Origin of the sequence: Sphingobium sp. YR768 (assembly GCF_900111125.1) — a bacterium.
Lineage (GTDB): Bacteria > Pseudomonadota > Alphaproteobacteria > Sphingomonadales > Sphingomonadaceae > Sphingobium.
The window spans coordinates 48,539-65,767 of sequence record NZ_FOGE01000010.1 but is presented as its reverse complement, the minus strand read 5'-3'; the positions used below and the strand labels follow the sequence as shown (position 1 = coordinate 65,767).

General features: G+C 65.5%; 18 protein-coding genes. 8 read left to right on the top strand and 10 right to left on the bottom strand.

What is annotated here, in order from left to right:
- Nucleotides 1-52: 52 nt before the first annotated feature.
- Nucleotides 53-451, bottom strand: a complete 399-nt coding sequence (locus tag BMX92_RS13085; RefSeq protein ID WP_093017137.1) for a DUF1489 family protein — start codon at nt 449-451, stop codon at nt 53-55.
- Nucleotides 452-493: 42 nt separating this feature from the next.
- A complete protein-coding gene (gene mgtE / locus BMX92_RS13080; protein WP_093017135.1) occupies nt 494-1,927 on the bottom strand; it encodes a magnesium transporter in 1,434 nt (477 codons plus the stop codon).
- Nucleotides 1,928-2,072: 145 nt separating this feature from the next.
- Between mgtE and BMX92_RS13075 the strand changes: the two genes are divergently transcribed.
- Nucleotides 2,073-2,525 (top strand): peptidylprolyl isomerase, encoded by a 453-nt coding sequence (locus tag BMX92_RS13075; RefSeq protein ID WP_093017133.1) that lies wholly within the window; start codon nt 2,073-2,075, stop codon nt 2,523-2,525.
- A gap of 70 nt (nt 2,526-2,595) precedes the next feature.
- On the opposite strand, the gene BMX92_RS13070 is transcribed toward BMX92_RS13075, so the two are convergent.
- Nucleotides 2,596-3,282, bottom strand: a complete 687-nt coding sequence (locus tag BMX92_RS13070; RefSeq protein WP_093017131.1) for a hypothetical protein — start codon at nt 3,280-3,282, stop codon at nt 2,596-2,598.
- Nucleotides 3,282-3,959 carry a hypothetical protein gene (locus BMX92_RS13065; protein ID WP_093017129.1) on the bottom strand — a complete coding sequence of 226 codons (678 nt, stop codon included), beginning with the start codon at nt 3,957-3,959 and terminating at the stop codon, nt 3,282-3,284. Before BMX92_RS13065 ends, BMX92_RS13070 begins: the two co-directional genes overlap by 1 nt.
- 315 nt (nt 3,960-4,274) lie before the next feature.
- Between BMX92_RS13065 and BMX92_RS13060 the strand changes: the two genes are divergently transcribed.
- Complete coding sequence (locus BMX92_RS13060) at nt 4,275-4,829, top strand: outer membrane protein (RefSeq protein WP_093017127.1); 555 nt, start codon at nt 4,275-4,277, stop codon at nt 4,827-4,829.
- Between the two features lie 148 nt (nt 4,830-4,977).
- Nucleotides 4,978-5,520: a hypothetical protein gene (locus BMX92_RS13055; RefSeq protein WP_093017125.1), complete on the top strand. Its 543-nt coding sequence runs from the start codon at nt 4,978-4,980 to the stop codon at nt 5,518-5,520.
- A 185-nt stretch (nt 5,521-5,705) separates the two neighbouring features.
- Here BMX92_RS13055 and ppc read toward each other — a convergent pair whose 3' ends face one another.
- Nucleotides 5,706-8,408, bottom strand: a complete 2,703-nt coding sequence (gene ppc, locus BMX92_RS13050; protein WP_093017123.1) for a phosphoenolpyruvate carboxylase — start codon at nt 8,406-8,408, stop codon at nt 5,706-5,708.
- A gap of 82 nt (nt 8,409-8,490) precedes the next feature.
- Nucleotides 8,491-8,934: a c-type cytochrome gene (locus BMX92_RS13045; RefSeq protein WP_093017120.1), complete on the bottom strand. Its 444-nt coding sequence runs from the start codon at nt 8,932-8,934 to the stop codon at nt 8,491-8,493.
- Between the two features lie 112 nt (nt 8,935-9,046).
- On the opposite strand from BMX92_RS13045, the gene BMX92_RS13040 reads away from it, so the two are divergent.
- Nucleotides 9,047-10,498 (top strand): ATP-binding protein, encoded by a 1,452-nt coding sequence (locus tag BMX92_RS13040; protein WP_093017118.1) that lies wholly within the window; start codon nt 9,047-9,049, stop codon nt 10,496-10,498.
- Nucleotides 10,495-10,965, top strand: a complete 471-nt coding sequence (locus BMX92_RS13035) for a low molecular weight protein-tyrosine-phosphatase (RefSeq protein WP_093017116.1) — start codon at nt 10,495-10,497, stop codon at nt 10,963-10,965. The genes BMX92_RS13040 and BMX92_RS13035 overlap by 4 nt, the downstream gene beginning before the upstream one ends.
- Here BMX92_RS13035 and BMX92_RS13030 read toward each other — a convergent pair.
- The 4 genes from BMX92_RS13030 to BMX92_RS13015 are packed head-to-tail and all read right to left on the bottom strand — an operon-like array spanning nt 10,962 to nt 15,135.
- Nucleotides 10,962-11,765 (bottom strand): inositol monophosphatase family protein, encoded by an 804-nt coding sequence (locus BMX92_RS13030; RefSeq protein ID WP_093017114.1) that lies wholly within the window; start codon nt 11,763-11,765, stop codon nt 10,962-10,964. The two genes, BMX92_RS13035 and BMX92_RS13030, sit on opposite strands and share 4 nt — an antisense overlap.
- Nucleotides 11,752-13,098: a TldD/PmbA family protein gene (locus tag BMX92_RS13025; protein ID WP_093017112.1), complete on the bottom strand. Its 1,347-nt coding sequence runs from the start codon at nt 13,096-13,098 to the stop codon at nt 11,752-11,754. Before BMX92_RS13025 ends, BMX92_RS13030 begins: the two co-directional genes overlap by 14 nt.
- A 44-nt stretch (nt 13,099-13,142) precedes the next feature.
- Nucleotides 13,143-14,093: an NAD(+) diphosphatase gene (gene nudC / locus BMX92_RS13020; RefSeq protein ID WP_093017110.1), complete on the bottom strand. Its 951-nt coding sequence runs from the start codon at nt 14,091-14,093 to the stop codon at nt 13,143-13,145.
- Nucleotides 14,080-15,135, bottom strand: a complete 1,056-nt coding sequence (locus BMX92_RS13015; RefSeq protein ID WP_093017108.1) for an A/G-specific adenine glycosylase — start codon at nt 15,133-15,135, stop codon at nt 14,080-14,082. The genes nudC and BMX92_RS13015 overlap by 14 nt, the downstream gene beginning before the upstream one ends.
- Nucleotides 15,136-15,161: 26 nt before the next feature.
- On the opposite strand from BMX92_RS13015, the gene BMX92_RS13010 reads away from it, so the two are divergent.
- From BMX92_RS13010 to BMX92_RS13000, 3 genes are read left to right on the top strand one after another with little or no spacing between them, the layout of a single operon-like run.
- The gene (locus BMX92_RS13010) at nt 15,162-15,704 is read left to right on the top strand and encodes a DUF721 domain-containing protein (RefSeq protein ID WP_093017106.1); all 543 of its coding nucleotides are present in this window, start codon (nt 15,162-15,164) and stop codon (nt 15,702-15,704) included.
- A 47-nt stretch (nt 15,705-15,751) separates the two neighbouring features.
- Entirely contained in the window at nt 15,752-16,417 is a 666-nt protein-coding gene (locus BMX92_RS13005; RefSeq protein WP_093017104.1) for a thioredoxin domain-containing protein, read from the top strand.
- Nucleotides 16,418-16,461: 44 nt separating this feature from the next.
- Nucleotides 16,462-17,193 (top strand): thioredoxin domain-containing protein, encoded by a 732-nt coding sequence (locus tag BMX92_RS13000; protein WP_093017102.1) that lies wholly within the window; start codon nt 16,462-16,464, stop codon nt 17,191-17,193.
- Nucleotides 17,194-17,229: the final 36 nt, after the last annotated feature.

The following is a 17,229-nucleotide window of genomic DNA, read 5'->3' as shown; positions in this document are numbered from 1 at the left end:
CGCTCTTTCGCGCATTTTTCAAACGGGATCTGACAGCCCGCCGCGATTGCGGTCAGACCAGCCCCAGCCGCGTCAGTTCGCCCAGCAGCGCGGGCGGCATGGCGTCTCGGTCGTCCATCTCGCCATCGTTCAGATCGGCCGGGGCGTCCTTCCCCTCCAGATAGCGCCAGCCCTGATGCGCGCGCTTGGGCTGGCTGCGCACGGGGATCAGACGCGGTTCCAGCCGGACCCAGTAGCGGCCCTGCCCCGTCTCCTCGAAACCCAGGATCGGGCTGCGGCCGACCAGCATATGGCCGTGAATCCAGTAGAGCGATCCGCCCGCCATCTCCTCCACCCGCTTGGGCAGATAGCGGGTGGTGATCCGCGCCTCCCCGGCATGGCTTTCCAGCCAGGCGCGCAGGGTGGCGGGGCTTTCGCTCTGAAAGGCGATCTTGGTGATGTGCAGCGGCATGAGCGGGTCTAGATGGGCGCGGGGCTGTTATGGATCAATGCGTCAGGTCAGGAAGATCGTCGCCAGCCCGAGGAAGGTGAAGAAACCCAGCGAGTCGGTCATCATCGTGACGAACACGGCCGACGATACTGCCGGATCGATATTGGAACGGTCCAGCGTCACCGGGATCAGCACACCGGCCAGCCCCGCCACCATATTGTTGATCAGGATCGCGGCGGCGAACACCAACGAGAGTCCCAATTGGCCATAGACCAGATAGGAGCCGATGCCGATCAGCACGCCCAGCACCGATCCGTTGGTCGCGGCGATGCGGAATTCGCGCCCGATCATGCGCATGGTGTTCGAACTCGTGACCTGATTGGTGGCGATGGCGCGCACCATTACCGCCAGCGTCTGCGTGCCCGCATTGCCGCCCATGCCCGACACGATGCCCATCAGCGCCGCCAGCAGCGCCAGATGCTCGATCGTGTTTTCGAACAGGCCGACGACCGAAGCGGCGATCATCGCGGTGCCCAGATTGACCACCAGCCAGACAAGGCGCGTGCGCACCGTCATCAGGATCGGCTGGTTGATGTCGCCTTCGCCCGCACCCGACAGGCGGAGGATATCCTCGCCCGCTTCCTCGGAAATGATGTGGACGACGTCATCGACCGTGATCATGCCGACCAGGCGCCCGCTGCCATCCACCACGGCGGCGGAGATGAGCGCATATTTCTGGAAGCGCAGCGCAACCTCTTCCTGATCCATGTCGACCGGGATCAGCGTCTGTTCGCGCTTCATCAGGTCCGCCATGGCGATGCCGCGCGGGCAGGTCAGCACCCAGCTGAGCTGGCAGGTGCCGATCGGCTTGTGCGCGGCATCGACGACGAAGATTTCCCAGAAGTCGCGGGTCAGATCCTGATTGTCGCGCAGATAGTCGATCACCTGACCGACGGTCATATGTTCGGGCACCGCGACCAGATCGCGCTGCATCAAACGGCCGGCGGATTCCTCCGGATAGGACAGCGCGCTCTGGATCGCGGCGCGGTCTTCCGGCTCCATCGCGTCGAGGACGGCCTGCTGGTCGGCCTCCTCCATATCCTCGATGATGGCGACGGCGTCGTCGGTGTCGAGTTCGGCGGCGAATTCGGCGACCTGTTCTGGCGCAAGCGCGCCGATCAGGTCGTCGCGGACATAATCGTTCAGTTCGGACAGAACTTCCGCGCCGACCAGATCGCCCAGCGCCGCCGCCACGGCGCCACGCCGCTCCGACGGGGTCAGTTCCAGAAGGTCGGCGATGTCGGCCGGGTGCAGTGGCGAAACGAGGTCACGCGCCGCTTCGCTGTCGCCATCCTCCACCGCGTCGAGCACGGCGGTCAGGAATTCAGGTTTCAGCCGGTCATCCTCGTCCAGGCCGGTTTCGGCCTGATCGATCAGAATGTCGTCAAATTCTTCCCCATGCACAAGGGGTTCGGCTGTATCGCCGCGCTCGCTCATAGCGCCCCCTACTGTCCGGTTCCTGTAACATTCTGTCGCTTTCGCCGATGCACAAAAGAATTGCAATGGGGGGACAGCGCTTCCATCCGCCTCATTAGCCTTTATATGGGCTCCCCATACCCTTCCCCGGCAAGAGAGGATTCCCATGGCCGACGAAACCCTGACCTTCACCCTCGACAGCGGCGGCGACGTCGTGATCAAGCTGCGTCCCGACTTGGCGCCCGGCCATGTCGAACGCATCACCACGCTGGCCAAGGATGGCTTCTACGACGGCGTCGTGTTCCACCGCGTCATCCCCGGCTTCATGGCGCAGGGCGGCGACCCGACCGGCACCGGCATGGGTGGATCGAAGCTGCCCGACATCAAGGCTGAATTCAGCCGCGAACCGCATGTCCGCGGCGTCTGCTCGATGGCCCGTTCGTCCAACCCGAACAGCGCGAACAGCCAGTTCTTCATCTGCTTCGACGATGCCACCTTCCTCGACGGCCAGTACACCGTCTGGGGCGAAGTGACGTCGGGCATGGACTATGTCGACGCGCTGCCCAAGGGTGAGCCGCCGCGCACCCCCGGCAAGATCATCAAGGCGACCGTGGCCTGAGCGCCAGCCGCCTGGATTGATGGATAAATAAATATGCCCGGCCTTTCCAAAAGGCCGGGCATATTTATTTTCAGGGCTTGTCGGCCATGCCGTCTGTCATCGAGATGGCTTTGGGCGGTTCGGCTGCATTGTCCCCCGGCGGCACTTTGGGCGGCACATAGGCGGCAATCGATTCGATATGCCAGCGCCGCTGCGTCTCGGTCGATCCGGGCACGTCGTTGACCCGGCGCAGCACGACCTGCCGCAGCGTGTAGAAGGGCTTTCCATTGGCCTTGATCCGGCCATAGAGCTGCACCGGCACGGTGACATAGGAGGAACCGGCCGCACCTTCGGGATCGGACGGGGCGCCGATATTGGCGTGGATTTCGCCGAAGCCCCGGAAGCGCGCCTCGAAATGGGCATCGTCCTGCGCGCCGATTGCCCCCTCCGGATCCCAGAGATCCTGCGCATCCTCGAACCGCTTTTCTTCCAACAGGCCATAATAGCCCTGCACCACCTGCGCCGCGCCCTGTGCGCTGTCGGGATCGATCGATCCTTCGGCCAGCGGCGCGGGATCGACCGGCAGGCCACCGGGCGTGCCGGGGGCCGGCGGGTTGAGCGGTTCCATCAACGCCATCGCTTCGGCGCGAACGTTATTTTCGACCTGTGTGCTGTTGGCGCCGTTGGCCAGATTGTCGATCGCGCTCTCTTCCCGCCCGTCGCACGCGGCGACGAGCAGGAGTGGGAGCAATATGGAGGTCCTGATCCCTGCCAGCATCAGTTGTCGCGCGTCCGGGGCATCGCGCCGCCACGGCTGGGCGCGCGCATCGGACGATCGGCCCGTGGCTGGCTCATCTGCGGGCGGGGCTGCGGTTGCGGACGCGCCTGCTGCGGGGGACGAAGACCGGGCTGGGGTTGCGGGCGAGCACCGTCATTGCCGCGCCAGCGGCCCGGTCCACGATCGCCGCCCCGTGGCGGACGTTGCCCGTTCCAATTGCCATCGCCCGGCGGACGATTGGGGTCGCGATTGCCCCAATTGCCATCCCGATCGCGGCCACGCCCATCGCCCGGACGACCATCACCGGGGCGTCCATAGCCGGGGCGCCCATCCCCTGGACGACCGTCTCCCGGCCGTCCGGCACCAGGACGATCGCCCCTGCGGCCTTCCCAATAGCGGCGCTGGCCGTCATTCCAGCGGTGACGTCGACCGCCACGATCATAGACATAATAGCCGTTGCCCGGATAATAGAAGCCGTCATACCAGCCATAGCCGCCGGGATAATAGCCCGCGCCATAATAGGGATCGTAATAATCGTTCCCATAATAGCCATTGCCATAATAGCCGCTGCCGACGCTGACGCCGCCATAGCCATAACCATCATCATAGCAGCCACTAAGCATCAATGTGCCCGCAAGGCCCATGGCCGCCAGAAACCGATGTCGGATGCCCGTCATCGCCTGTCTCCTCAAATCATCCTATGCCCTGCGTAACGCGGCCAGCTTGAATTGGTTGTGAATGGATTATCCTTTCCATGCCAGCATTTATCGCAGGTTCAGAAAAGCCGCCTTCTGTTCATGGAAATGACAGAAAGCGTGTTCTTTCCGTCACATAATCGGCTTTTGCCCGATTTTTCGATGTCGTTCAGGAAACCTTCCGGCCCGCTCATCCATTTCTCCCCTGCCGACACCGAGCCGCTTTGAGCGCTCCGTTAGGCCCGGCGGGTCCACACCGCCGCATTCCAATCATCAACGAATAAAAGGGTCACACCCATGAAGACACTGGTTTTCACGGCCGCCGCTGCTGCGTGCCTGCTCCCCGCCGCCGCCTTTGCACAGGACGATGCCGGCTCCACCAAGCGCCTTGAGCCCTATGTCGGCGTGATGGCCGGCGTGCATAATTATGACAGCGAAACCAGCAAGGAAGGCATTCCGCCGGTCGGCTATAAAGGCCGCATGGTCGAGGGTGTCGCTGGCGTGAATTATAATGTTGCCGGGCCGGTCGTCGTCGGTGTCGAAGGCACCGCGTCGAAGGGCGTGAGCGGCGATATCGACTGGGAATATGGCGCGGCGGGCCGCGTCGGCGTGAAGGCAGGCAAGGACAGCCTGATCTTCACCAAAGTCGGCTATCAGTGGACCAATTTCGACGCGCTGGGCAAGGATAGCCGCGACTATCATGGCATGACCTATGGCGCGGGCGTCGAACTGTCGCCCGCTGACATGGGTGGTTCGGCCCAGAGCAGCAATGTCCGCCTGCGCGTGCAGGCAGATACCACCGGCAACTTCCATTCGATCCGCCCGATGGCGGGTGTTGTCGCCAAGTTCTGAATGGATGCGCGGGCGGGCTGAACGGCTCGCCCGCGCGCTTTGACATCGCGCATCGTCGATCCACCCCGACGTTGCGCACGGATCATCTCCCTTTGGCGGGAGTTGGGGTGCGGGACGGCATTTGGACTGCAGCCGTTCCGCATTCCCCGTGATCACCGGGTGCGGCAACAGGCCCCGCACAGAGAGCCTTGTCGGCGACTGGCCGGTTGCGAGCGATGCGACGCTGGCGGGCGAGAGCATTACCTTGCAGTTCCGCAAATATGGCGATGGCGACCTCAGCCGAACCCTGTCCTACACTTTGGCCCCCGATGGGCGAATGACGGTCGAGCGTGGCGACGACCACCATGTCTGCTGCTTTGGCGGGGTTGACGGCCATTTCATCGATAGTCGGAAAATATATGGCTTACCCCAAGGCAGGGCCATGCAGTTGCGCCGCATGTTCGGACGGCTGCGGCCGGAAAAGCTGACGGCCGACCTGCCTTTCGTCCTGCCGACGGGCTGCACCTATATTTTCGATGGCCGCACGGTGGCCGGCGTGAATTTCGACAAGGGGGCTGCCGGCGGCTCTTTCATTTTCCAGTCTGGATGTGACGGAGACGGAGCGCGGCAGGTGCAGCGCATGTTGCGTGCGATGCAGACGCTGCTGCCACCGGTCAACAATAGCCGGGCCTATCTGCCGCCCGCCACCTGAAGCGCGAAGAAAAACCCCCGGCAAATGCCGGGGGTCGAGGTTCAGGGGGAGTGCCAGCGGCAACAGAGGGGGGTCTGTCTAGAGGCGCCGCTGACAAGGAGAGAGATAGGCCTGATGTGCGTCCGGGGAATGTCCGGTTTGTTGCAAAAGGCCATATGGGCGATTTTAAGGGAAATCCCTCTCCGCTAGCCGCTGTTGCGGAGCGCGGTGGCGATGGCGTTGATCGACAGTTCGATGCCTTCCTTGATCCGCGCATCATCCTCACCCGCGCGGTGACGCTTGAGCAATTCGACCTGAAGCAGGTTCAGCGGTTCGATATAGGGCAGGCGCAGGCGGATCGAGGTTTCGAGGGCCGGACTCTTTTCCAGCAGGCGGGACTGGCCGGTGGCCGCCAGCAGCCCGTCATGCGCCTGTCCCCAACCATCCCTGATCCGGCCGAAAAGCTCTTCCGCCTTGGCCTGATCCTCGACCAGCGGCAGATAGCGCGCGGCGATGCCGAGGTCCGACTTGGCCAGCACCATCTCCAGATTGGCCAGCGCCGATTTCAGGAAAGCCCAATGCTGCGCCATATCGGCCAGCAGCGCCTTGTCCTCAAACAGGGTCAGCGCATGGCCCACCCCATACCAGCCCGGCAGCATGACGCGCGCCTGCGCCCAGCTAAATACCCAGGGGATGGCGCGCAGATCCTCGATCGCATTGCTCTTGGTCCGGCTGGCCGGGCGGGAGCCGATCTTGAGGCCCGAAATTTCCTGAATCGGGGTGAGCTGGCGGAAAAATTCCTTGAAGCCATCGGTGCCGTAGACGAGGTCGCGATAGGCGGCGAAGGCGTTTTTCGACAGTTCGTCCATCGCGCCGGAGAATCGCGCCGCGTCCCGCGCCGAAATCCCCTCCGGCTCCAGACTGGCGAGCAGGGTCGCGCTGGTCATCGCTTCCAGATTGGTCATGGCGACGTCGCGCGTGCCGAATTTGGCGGCGATCACCTCCCCCTGTTCGGTGATGCGGATGCGGCCCTGCACGCTGCCGCGCGGCTGCGCCTGGATCGCCTTGAACGCCGATCCGCCGCCACGCCCGACCGCGCCGCCGCGACCGTGGAAGAGCTGCATCGCGGCGCCGGCATCGGCAAAGACCGGCTCCAGCGCCTGACTGGCCTTGTACAGGCTCCAGGTGGAGGTGATGTAGCCGCCATCCTTGTTGCTGTCCGAATAGCCGATCATCACTTCCTGATGGCCGCGCGCCTTCACCACGCCGGCGATCTCGGGCAGGCCGAAATAGGCGGTCATGATGCTGGGCGCGGCCTCCAGATCGGCGATGGTTTCGAACAGCGGGATCGCCATGATCGCCGCCTGCGGCGCGGCGCCGTCCACGCCCGCACGCCACAGGCCCGCTTCCTTCAGCAGGATATTCACCTCCAGCAGATCGGAGACGCTTTCCGCCTTGGAAATGATATAATGGGTGATGCAGGGCGAACCGTAGCGCTTGTGCGCAGTCGCAGCGGCATGGACGATCGCCAGTTCGGACGCGGTTTCCTCCGAATAATCGGAGAAGCGCGATCCCAGCGGCCGGTTGTTCGCCAGTTCCTTCCGCAACAGGGCGATGCGGGCGTATTCGTCGAGCGAGAGATAATCCGCCTCGACCCCGGCGACTTTCAGCAATTCGCCCACGACCCGTTCATGCACGGCGCTATTCTGCCGCATGTCGAGCGTGGCGAGGTGGAAGCCGAAGGTTTCGACCGCGCGAATCAGGCGACCAAGCGCCCCTCCGGTCGATAGCGCCCCATCGCCCTCGCTCGCCAGCCCCTGCGCCACGGTGACGAGGTCGCGGCGGAAATCCTGCGGCGTGGCATAAGCTTCGCCCTTGAGCGCCGACGGTCGGGCGGGCTGCCCGCCGGTCAGGGCGACGCAGGTGGCGGCAAGCCGGGCGTATATGCCGGAAATGGCGCGGCGATAGGGCTCGTCCTTGCGGCTGGGCGAGGCGTCGCCGCTGGCTTCGGCCAGGTCCAGCACGGCCTGCGGCACATGGGCGAGTTCGGTCGACAACGACAGTTCGGCGCCCAGCGCGTGCAGCGCATCGAGATAATAAGCGATGGCCGCCTGACAGCCGCGTTTCAGCGCGAATTCGAGCTGCGGCGCCTGCACGAAGGGATTGCCGTCGCGGTCGCCGCCGATCCAGCTGCCGACTCGCAGGAAACTTTGCGGGCGGGCGCCCAATACCCGCTCCCAACGGGCATAGAGGGCGGGGAGCACGGGCAGGAAGGTGTCGCGGAAATAGGCGAGAACATTTTCGATCTCGTCAGCGACGAACAATTTTTCCCGGCGCAGCGGGCGCGTCTGCCAGAGCAAGGCGATCTGGCGGAAGATTGCCTCATCCAGATTTTCGCCCTCGTCCGTTTCAGTGCGACCGGCATCCTTGAGCAGCATCAGGTCGGCGATACGATTCTTGTGGTCGATCATGCTCTTGCGCCGCACCTCCGTCGGGTGGGCGGTGAGCACCGGGACGATCAGGCTATGGGCGAGCAGATCGAGCACCGCGTCGCGGCCGATGCCTTCCGCTTCCAGCCGGGCGAGTGCGGAAGCGACGTCCGCGCCCGGTTCCGCCGCGACGCCCTGCCGATCCTCGGCCAGATTGGCGAGCATTGAGAAGAGCATGAAACCACGGGTGAAATTCAGCGTATCGTCAAGGTTCAGCGCTTCCAGCCCGGTGTCGGTCAGGTCCGCGCCCTGCAAGCCCCGCGCCCGGTCGACCGAGGCGGACCGGATATATTCGGTCTGCTTGTAGAGCTTGTCGCCGCCATAGGCGCGTATGACGTCACCGAGCAGCCGCCCGAGATAGCGGATATCGGGATTCTGCGTGATCGCAGGCGCGGATTGGGCGGTTGCGTGACTCTCCATAGCACGTGATGCTGCACTGCGGCATGGCAGTGGTCAAGGCACCCGATCGTATATTCGTAGATGACCGTCCTACACCGCTGTTTCAGGGCTTCGGATCGGACTGGCGGCGCAGATAAGCGATGATATCCGCCCGGTCGAGCGGATCGGCGATGCCGGCAAATTGCATGTTGGTGCCGGGCACGACCTGCCGGGGGTTGGCGATCCATGCGTCGAGAGTCGGAGCGTCCCAGCGGCCGCCCTTGTCGATCATCGCCTGCGTATAGCCGAAGCGGTCGCTATGCTGGCCCATCACCTGATCATAGACGCCATAGAGATTGGGGCCGCCAAAGTCGGGGGCATCTTTGCTCGCCTTGTGGCAACCGGCACAGACGCCGAATTTGCGCGCGCCCGCATCGGCATCCGCGACCTTCATCAGCGCATCGAGCGAGGGGTTGGGGCCGGCCGCGCGCAGCCGTTCCTCCCGCCGATCGTCGCCACAGGCTGAAAGGGACAGCAGGATCAGCGCCGCCGCAATGGAAAACCGCAAATGAAGACTCCTTCTGCTTCGCCCTTAGCGGATCAACATGGGCCGGGGACAGCGGACCGTTTGTCCCAACAGGCCCTTGCGCTCCCCTGCCCGCTTGGGCCAAAGGGCATCAGTGACCGCCAGCATCAGCATAGGAACCGACAGCCACGGCAAGGACGTGCTGGTCGATGTGGAAGAATTGCTCGCCACCCGGCTGCTCGTTCAGGGCAATTCCGGGTCGGGCAAGTCGCATCTGTTGCGCCGCCTGCTGGAGGAAAGCGCGCCGATGGTGCAGCAGGTTGTCATCGATCCCGAAGGCGATTTCGTGACGCTGGCCGACGAATATGGCCATGTGGTGATCGACGCAGGCGACTATAATGAGCGCGAGATCATCAAGATGGCGATGCGCATCCGCGAACATCGCGCGTCCGTGGTGCTCAGTCTCGAATCGCTGGAACTGGAGGCGCAGATGAAATGCGCCGCGACCTTTCTGTCGACCCTGTTCGATGCGCCGCGCGACCATTGGTATCCGGCGCTGGTGGTGGTGGACGAGGCGCAGATGTTCGCGCCCGTCTCCGCCGGCGATGTGTCGGACGAAGCGCGGAGGCTTTCACTGGCCGCCATGACCAATCTGATGTGCCGTGGCCGCAAGCGTGGGCTGGCTGGCGTGATCGCGACGCAGCGGCTGGCGAAACTGGCCAAGAATGTCGCGGCCGAAGCCTCCAACTTCCTGATGGGCCGCACCTTTCTGGACATCGACATGGCGCGTGCGGCCGACCTGCTGGGCATGGAACGGCGGCAGGCGGAGCAGATTCGCGATCTGGAGCGCGGGCGCTTTCTGGGCCTTGGTCCCGCCATCGCGCGGCGGCCGGTGGGGGTGAAGATCGGCACGGTGAAGACCGGGACGCGCGGCGGGACGCACAAGCTGATGCCGCCGCCGGTGACGACGGGCGGGGATTTTCAGGAGATGCTGTTCGCGCGGGTCGAGGAAGAGGCATTGCCGCCCCCCCCGCCGCGCGCCGAACCGACCGCGCGCCCGGCCGAGGAAATCATGCGTGCGCTGGCCGATACGCCATCGGCCAAGCCCGCCGCGCCGGAGCTGGATTTCGGCGAGAATGAACCGGTCGTCATTGCCGTGCTGGAGGATATCGTCGCCGATCTGGGCGATGCCGCGCCCAGTGTGGCGGCGCTGTATCAGGATTTCGGCGTCCGCTGCCGGATGAAGGGGCTGAAGCGATTGCCGCTGGACCTGCCTGCCTTCCGCAAGCGCTTCGCCATGGCGCAGGCGGGTATGGTCGATGCCGACGATCCGCGCTGGCAGGATGCTATCCGGGCGGCGGAACCGGTGCCGGAGGATATGCTGGCCCCCTTCCTGCTGATCGCGCGGGCAGCGCTGGACGGGCAGCCCTGCCCCGATGACAGCGCGCTGGCCCGCGCCTATGGCACATCATCGCCGGGTCGGGTGCGGCGGCTGATCGACTATATGGAGAAACTGGGCGTCATCGTCGCGCGAACCGATTTTTCGGGCAAGCGATCGATCGGCCTGCCGGGGCTGGGCCTGTCGACGGCGGCGGCCGAGGGATGAGCCAGCCGTCCATCCTGTTCGTGTGTCTGGGCAATATCTGCCGGTCGCCGCTGGCGGAAGCGGCCTTGCGGGCGGAAGCGGAGAAGGCCGGGCTGGACATCCTCGTCGATTCGGCCGGGACCGGGGACTGGCATGTCGATTGCCCGCCCGATGCGCGGGCGCAGCGGCAGGCGCTGTCCCACGGCATCGACATTTCCCATTATCGCGGACGGCAGGTGACGGCGCAGGATTTTCACCGCTTCACCCATGTCTATGCGCTGGATGCCGACAATCTGCGCAATTTGCGGCGCATCCGCCCGGCGGATGGGACGGCCGAGTTGCGCCTGTTGATGGACATGGTGCCGGGGCGCGAGGGCAGCGGCGTGACCGATCCCTATTTTGGCGACGAAGCCGGTTTTGCCGTGACCTGGGACGATGTCACCCGTGCCGCCCGCGCCATCGTCAGCAGGTTGCAGAGCGGCGCTTAGCTTCCGGGCTTGGCCAATATCTCTTTCGCACGGGGCGCCAGACGGTCGACCGCTGCGGCATGAATGCCCGGCGCGGCGCAGAGCAGGCCGAACGCCACGGGTTGGGGCCGGTTGAAGCGCAGCGGATCGCCCAGCGCGTCGGTGACGATCGCGCCTGCTTCGCTACAGATCAGCGCGGATGCGGCGACATCCCATTCATTGCCCCAGCGCACGGTGGCGACCAGATCGGCTTCGTCCGCAGCGACCATGGCCATGCGCAGGGCGATGCTGTTGGGCTTGTCCACCGCCACCAGATCGCGATCGGCCCTGGGCAACTGATCGGCGGGGACGCGGGCGCCGGGCAGGATGCTGCGGGCGCCCGCCCGCAAGGCCAGGCCATTGCGGGTCGCGCCTTCGCCCGCCTGCGCCACCCATAGTTCGTTGCGGGCAGGTGCGGCGAGAATGCCGATGCTGACCGCGCCATGCTCTACCAGCGCCACTGACACCGACCAGCCGGGGCGGCCACGCAGATAGTCGCGCGTGCCATCGATCGGGTCGACCACCCAGACGCGCGGCACGCCCAGCCTATGGACGGTATCCGCCGTTTCCTCCGACAGCCAGCCCGCTTCCGGATCGATCGCCGCCAGTCTTTCGCGCAGCATGACGTCGATCGCCAGATCGGCTTCGCACACCGGATGGCCGGGCACTTTTTCCCACTGGCGCACGCGGGTTTCCCCGCCCGCCCAGAGGGTCAGCGCATGATCGGCCGCATCCGCCACGGCGGACACGACGGCGCGTAATCGGGCGTCATCCCCCGGCAACGGTCATCCCGTCGATGCGCAGCGTCGGCACGTTCATGGCGTAGCGATATTGCAGGTCGTTGGCCGGCACCAGCGCCTTGAACATATCCTTCAAGTTACCGGCGATGGTGATTTCCGACACGGCATGGGCCACCGCGCCATTTTCGATCAGGAAGCCCGCCGCCCCCCGGCTATAGTCGCCGGTCACGCCATTGACGCCCATGCCGATCAGTTCGGTGACATAGAGGCCGCGCTTCACGTCCGCCATCAGATCGCCGGGCGAGACGCTACCCGCCTCCATATGGACATTGGTGACGCTGGCGCCGGGCGCTCCCGCCCCGCCCCGGCTGGCATGGCCGGTGGGTTCGAGGCCCAGTTGGCGCGCCGAGGCGCTGTCCATCAGCCAGCCGGTCAGCACGCCCTTGTCGATCAGCGCACGCCGCTCCACCGGCAGCCCCTCGCCATCGAAGGGGCGCGAGCGCAGGCCGCGCTGTAACAGCGGATCGTCGATGATGGTGACGCTGCTGTCGAAAATCGCTTCGCCCAGCATGTCGAGCAGGAAGCTGGACCGGCGCGCGATCGCCGGGCCGACCATACCGCCGATCAGATGGCCCATCATGCTGGAGCCGATGCGCGGATCGAAAATCACCGGCATGACGCCGCTTTCGACCTTCACCGGGTTGAGACGCGCGACCGCGCGCTGGCCGGCGCGAATGCCGATCGCCTCCGCATCGTCCAGATCTTCGAGGTGACGGACGCTGTGGCTGGCATGATCGCGCTGCATGTCGGCGCCTGCGCCCGCCAGCACGCTGGCCCAGGTCGCATGGCTGGTGCCGGCATAGGCGCCGGCAAAGCCGTGGCTGGTGGCCAGCGCGACCTGGCTGCGGCCGGTGGACGCACCGCCGCCCTCGCTGTTGGTGATGCCCGGCACGCCGCGCGCCGCTTCTTCCGCGATCAGCGCGCGTTCGCGCAGGGCGGCGGGTTCGGGCTCTTCCACATCGGCCAGATCGAGCGAGGGCGCGCGCTTCCTGAGCAGCCGGTCCTCCGGCGCCAGTCCGGCATAGGGATCTTCGGGCGCTTCGCGCGCCATGGCGATGCAGCGATCGACCAGAGTCGACAAGGTCGCCGGGTTCATGTCCGACGCGGAAATGCTGGCGGAGCGCTGGCCGACGAAAACGCGAAGGCCGATCTCCTCGCCTTCGGACCGCTCGACATCCTCCAGCGCGCCCAGCCGGACCGACACATTGGTCGACGCATTGCAGGCATAGATGGCGTCGGCCGCATCCGCGCCCGCCTTGCGCGCGGCGCTGACCAGATCCTGCGCGCGCGACTGGGCTTCTTCTAGGCTGAGCATGGAGGAGAGATAGTCCTTATTTGGGCGAAGATAAGAGCAGGGCCTTACGCGCTTGCTTCGGAGCGGACAAGCGGGGGCACTGGCGGAGGTAGGGGCGCTGGTCCTGCACCCGCCAGCCAATGGTCGAGCAGATGCCAGGCGACGGCCATGCGCGTGGGCGCAAGGAAGGGGGCGTCCGCCTCCCCCGCCATCGCCGCGCGGACGCCCGCCAGATCGCACCAGAAGGCGTCTTCAATCTCGGTCTGGTCCAGCGTCAGCCTCGGATCATCGGCCTGCGCGATGCAGGCGATCATCAGGGACGAGGGGAAGGGCCAGGGCTGGCTCATCACATAGCGGACATCGCGCACCCGGATGCCGGCTTCCTCGAACAATTCGCGCGCAACCGCTTCCTCGATCGTCTCGCCCGGTTCGACAAAGCCCGCCAGCGCCGAATAGCGTCCTTGCGGCCAGCTATGCTGACGGCCCAGCAGCACCCGCCCGCCATGTTCGGCCAGCATGATGACGACCGGGTCGGTGCGCGGGAAATGCTCCGATCCGCAGTCGGTACATTTGCGCGACCAGCCCGCCTTGACCGGATCGGTTGCGCCGCCGCAGACCGAGCAGAAGCGATGCCGGGCATGCCAGTGCACCAGACTGCGCGCCGTGCCGTAGAGCGCGACCTCCTCCGCCGGGACCTGATCGGCGATGGCGCGGCTGCGCGGTGTCGGGCTGAGGCCGGGGCCAAGATCGGCGATCAGGCGCGCAAAGATCGGTCGTCCGGAAGGGTCGACGCCCAGCAGCACATGATCCTCGACCCGCGCATCGGCGGCCAGAGGCTCCAGCACCAGATGGCCGTCCGCCTCGACCGGTTCCAGCCCGTCCAGCAGGAGCAGGCGGGCGGCAGGATCGGCAAATGTCTCCGCCAGCAGCGCGGCATTGGTGCGGATAGGGTCCACCCGGTCCAGCGTGCCGCCGACAAAGCCCGGCAGCACCTTATGCATCTCAGTCCCGTGCATCTTTTTCCTTTCTCACCGCGGCGACGGCGCGGGCGAACAGGGTGGGCAGGCCCGCCTCCTCGATCCGCGCGATCGGCCACCATTCGCCTTCCCCGGCTGGCGCGGCCTTCACATGGGCATGGTGGACGCTGAGCGCCAGCGAGAAATGGGTGAAGACATGGACGACCGGTTCTGCAATCGCGCTCCAGCGTGCGGGGACCGGCGGCATGCCATCGGGCGCGGCGCTCCATTCGGAGCTGGGAAGCGCGCGCATCCCGCCCAGCAATCCCTTGTCCGGCCGCCGGATCAGCCAGACATGATCGTCGCGCTCCATCCACCAGGCATGACCCAGGCGATGGGGCTTGGCCTTTTTCGGCGCCTTGACCGGAAAGGCAGCGGGATCGGCGGTCAGGACGGCATCGCAATCGTCCCGCAAAGGGCAGATGCCGCAGGCCGGATTGCGCGCCGTGCAGATGGTGGCGCCCAGATCCATCATCGCCTGCGCGAAATCGCCCGCGCGGGCATCGGGCGTGATCCGGTCGGCCGCCTCGCGGATCTCCGGCCGGGCAGCGGGCAGCGGCGTATCGATGGCGAAAAGCCGGGCCACCACCCGCTCGACATTGGCGTCGACCACCACCGCCCGCCGGCCAAAGGCGATCGCGGCGACGGCGGCGGCGGTATAGGCGCCCACGCCCGGCAACGCGCGCAGGCCATCCTCCGTATCGGGAAAGTCCCCCCCATGGTCGCGCACGACGGCGCGGGCACAGGCCAGCAGGTTGCGCGCGCGGGCATAATAGCCAAGCCCGGCCCAGGCGGCCATCAGATCGGCATCGGCGCTGGCGGCGAGATCCCCCACCGTCGGCCAGCGCTGGGTGAATTTCGCGAAATAGGGGCCGACCGCCGCCACCGTCGTCTGTTGCAGCATGACTTCCGACAGCCAGACCCGATAGGGATCAGCCGCATTGGCGCCGGGCGGCGCGCGCCAGGGCAGGCGGCGCGCATGGACGTCGTAATGAGCGAGCAGGTCGCTCGCGATTTTTGTTTCTCTACCCTCGACGCGCATGGCGGCCCTATGCCATTAAGCGCGCCATGACGGAACGCCCGGTCCCACCGAAAATGAAGAGTCGCAAAGTGCCGGCCGAAGAACGGCCACGCATCGGCGCGCCGCGCCGGATTTCCGACCTGATGCCCGATATCGGGCGGGCCGCCTTCCGCAAATTCGGCTTCGTCCAGTCCAGCATCGTGACCCGCTGGGCGGAAATTGTCGGGCCGCATTATGCCAGTATCAGCGCGCCCGAATCGATCCGCTTCCCGGTGGGCCAGAAGGCTGGCGGCACGCTGCAACTGACCGTCATGAGCGGCCATGCGCCGATGGTCCAGCATGTGCTGCCGGACATTGTCGAGCGGGTGAACCGCTTCTTCGGCTATGCCGCCGTCGCCAAGGTGGCGATGCGGCAGGGCGATGTGCGTCCTGCCAACGCCGAGCGCCGCCCGCCGCCACGCAACCTGAAGCCCATTCCGGTCGAACTGGGCGATTCGCTGCGCGACATTGGCGACCCGGAATTGCGCGCGGTGCTGGAATCGCTGGCGCAGGGGCTTGCCAACAGCAGCGGCTTGCCCAAGATCAACTGATATCAGTTCGGCTGTGGTTCAGCCGGCTCTTGTTACGGACCCGCCCCATGAAAAAACTCCTGTCGCTCGCCCTGATCGCCGTTCCCGCCGCCCTGATCGCCGCGCCCGCCGTCAACTGGGTCAGCCGCGTCACCATCACGCCGATCGGCGGCCATTTTATGGGCAATCCGGCGGCCCCCACGAAGCTGGTCGAATATGTAAGCTATACCTGTTCGCACTGCGCTCATTTCGTTGGTGAGGCGAGCGCACCGCTGAAAGCGGGCTATGTGAAGGGTGGCAAGGTCGCGGTCGAGGTGCGCAACGCCGTGCGCGACAAATATGACCTGACCGCCGCCCTGCTGGCCCGCTGCGGCGGCCCTGCCCGTTTCATGGGCAATCATGAAGCGTTGTTCGCCAACCAGACCGCCTGGATGGAGCAGTTGGAAACCTATGACCGCGACGCGACCAAGCCGACCGAGCAGGTGCCCGCATTGCAGGATATCGGCCAGAAGACCGGCCTTTATGCGCTGATGAACAAGCGCGGCTTCACCAATGCGCAGCTCAACGCCTGCATCGCCAGCCCGCAATCGATGAAGCAGGTTCTGGCCATGACCGACGAAGCGTGGAACAAGGTGAAGATCACCGGCACCCCCGGCTTCGTCGTCAACGGGACGCTGGTGCAGGGATCGACCTGGGCCATTCTTCAGGCCGCATTGCCCGCCGCTGCCCGCTGATCTAAACCCCCTTCCCCATAGCCATCATCGGAGCCTTGCCCGTCGTGAAAGCCCTTTCCGGTATCGCCCTTATCGCCCTGAGCCTCAGCCTGTCCGCCTGCAACAAGAGCGAGGAAGGCGCCAAGCCGACCGGTGAGCCGGTTGCCGCCGTGGCCGCGCCTGCCGGCACCAGCTGGTCCGAAACGCTCGCCGAGACGCCGGACGGCTATTATCTGATGGGCAATCCCGATGCGAAGGTGAAGCTGATCGAGTTCGGCTCCTACACCTGTAGCCATTGCAAGGCCTTCTCCGAAGAAGCGTCGGAAGAGATCAGGAAGATCGTCGACACCGGCAAGATGAGCTTCGAATTCCGCCCCTATCTGCGCGATCCGATCGACCTGTCGACCGCGCTGCTGGCCCGGTGCGGCGGCAAGGACATCTTCTATCCGCTGTCGGAACAGTTTTTCGCCAATCAGGGCGCGATGTTCGACAAGGTGCAGGGCAATGACGCGGCGTTCAAGGCGGTCGAGCAACTGCCCGCGCCGCAGCGCCCCGGCGCCATCGCCCAGATTGCCGGACTGGTCGAATTCGCCCAGCAGCGCGGCATTTCCGCCGATCAGGCCAAGCAGTGCCTGGCCGACACAGCGGCCGCGACCAAGCTGGCCAAGGGCGTGGAAGCGGCCAACAGCCAGTATAATATCGAAGGCACGCCGACCTTCGTCCTGAACGGAGTGGTGGTGCAGAATACCGCCACCTGGGCGACGTTGCAGCCCAAGCTCAAGGAAGCGGGACTCTGATTGGCGCAGGGGGGGCTGACATCAGCGCGCGCGCAT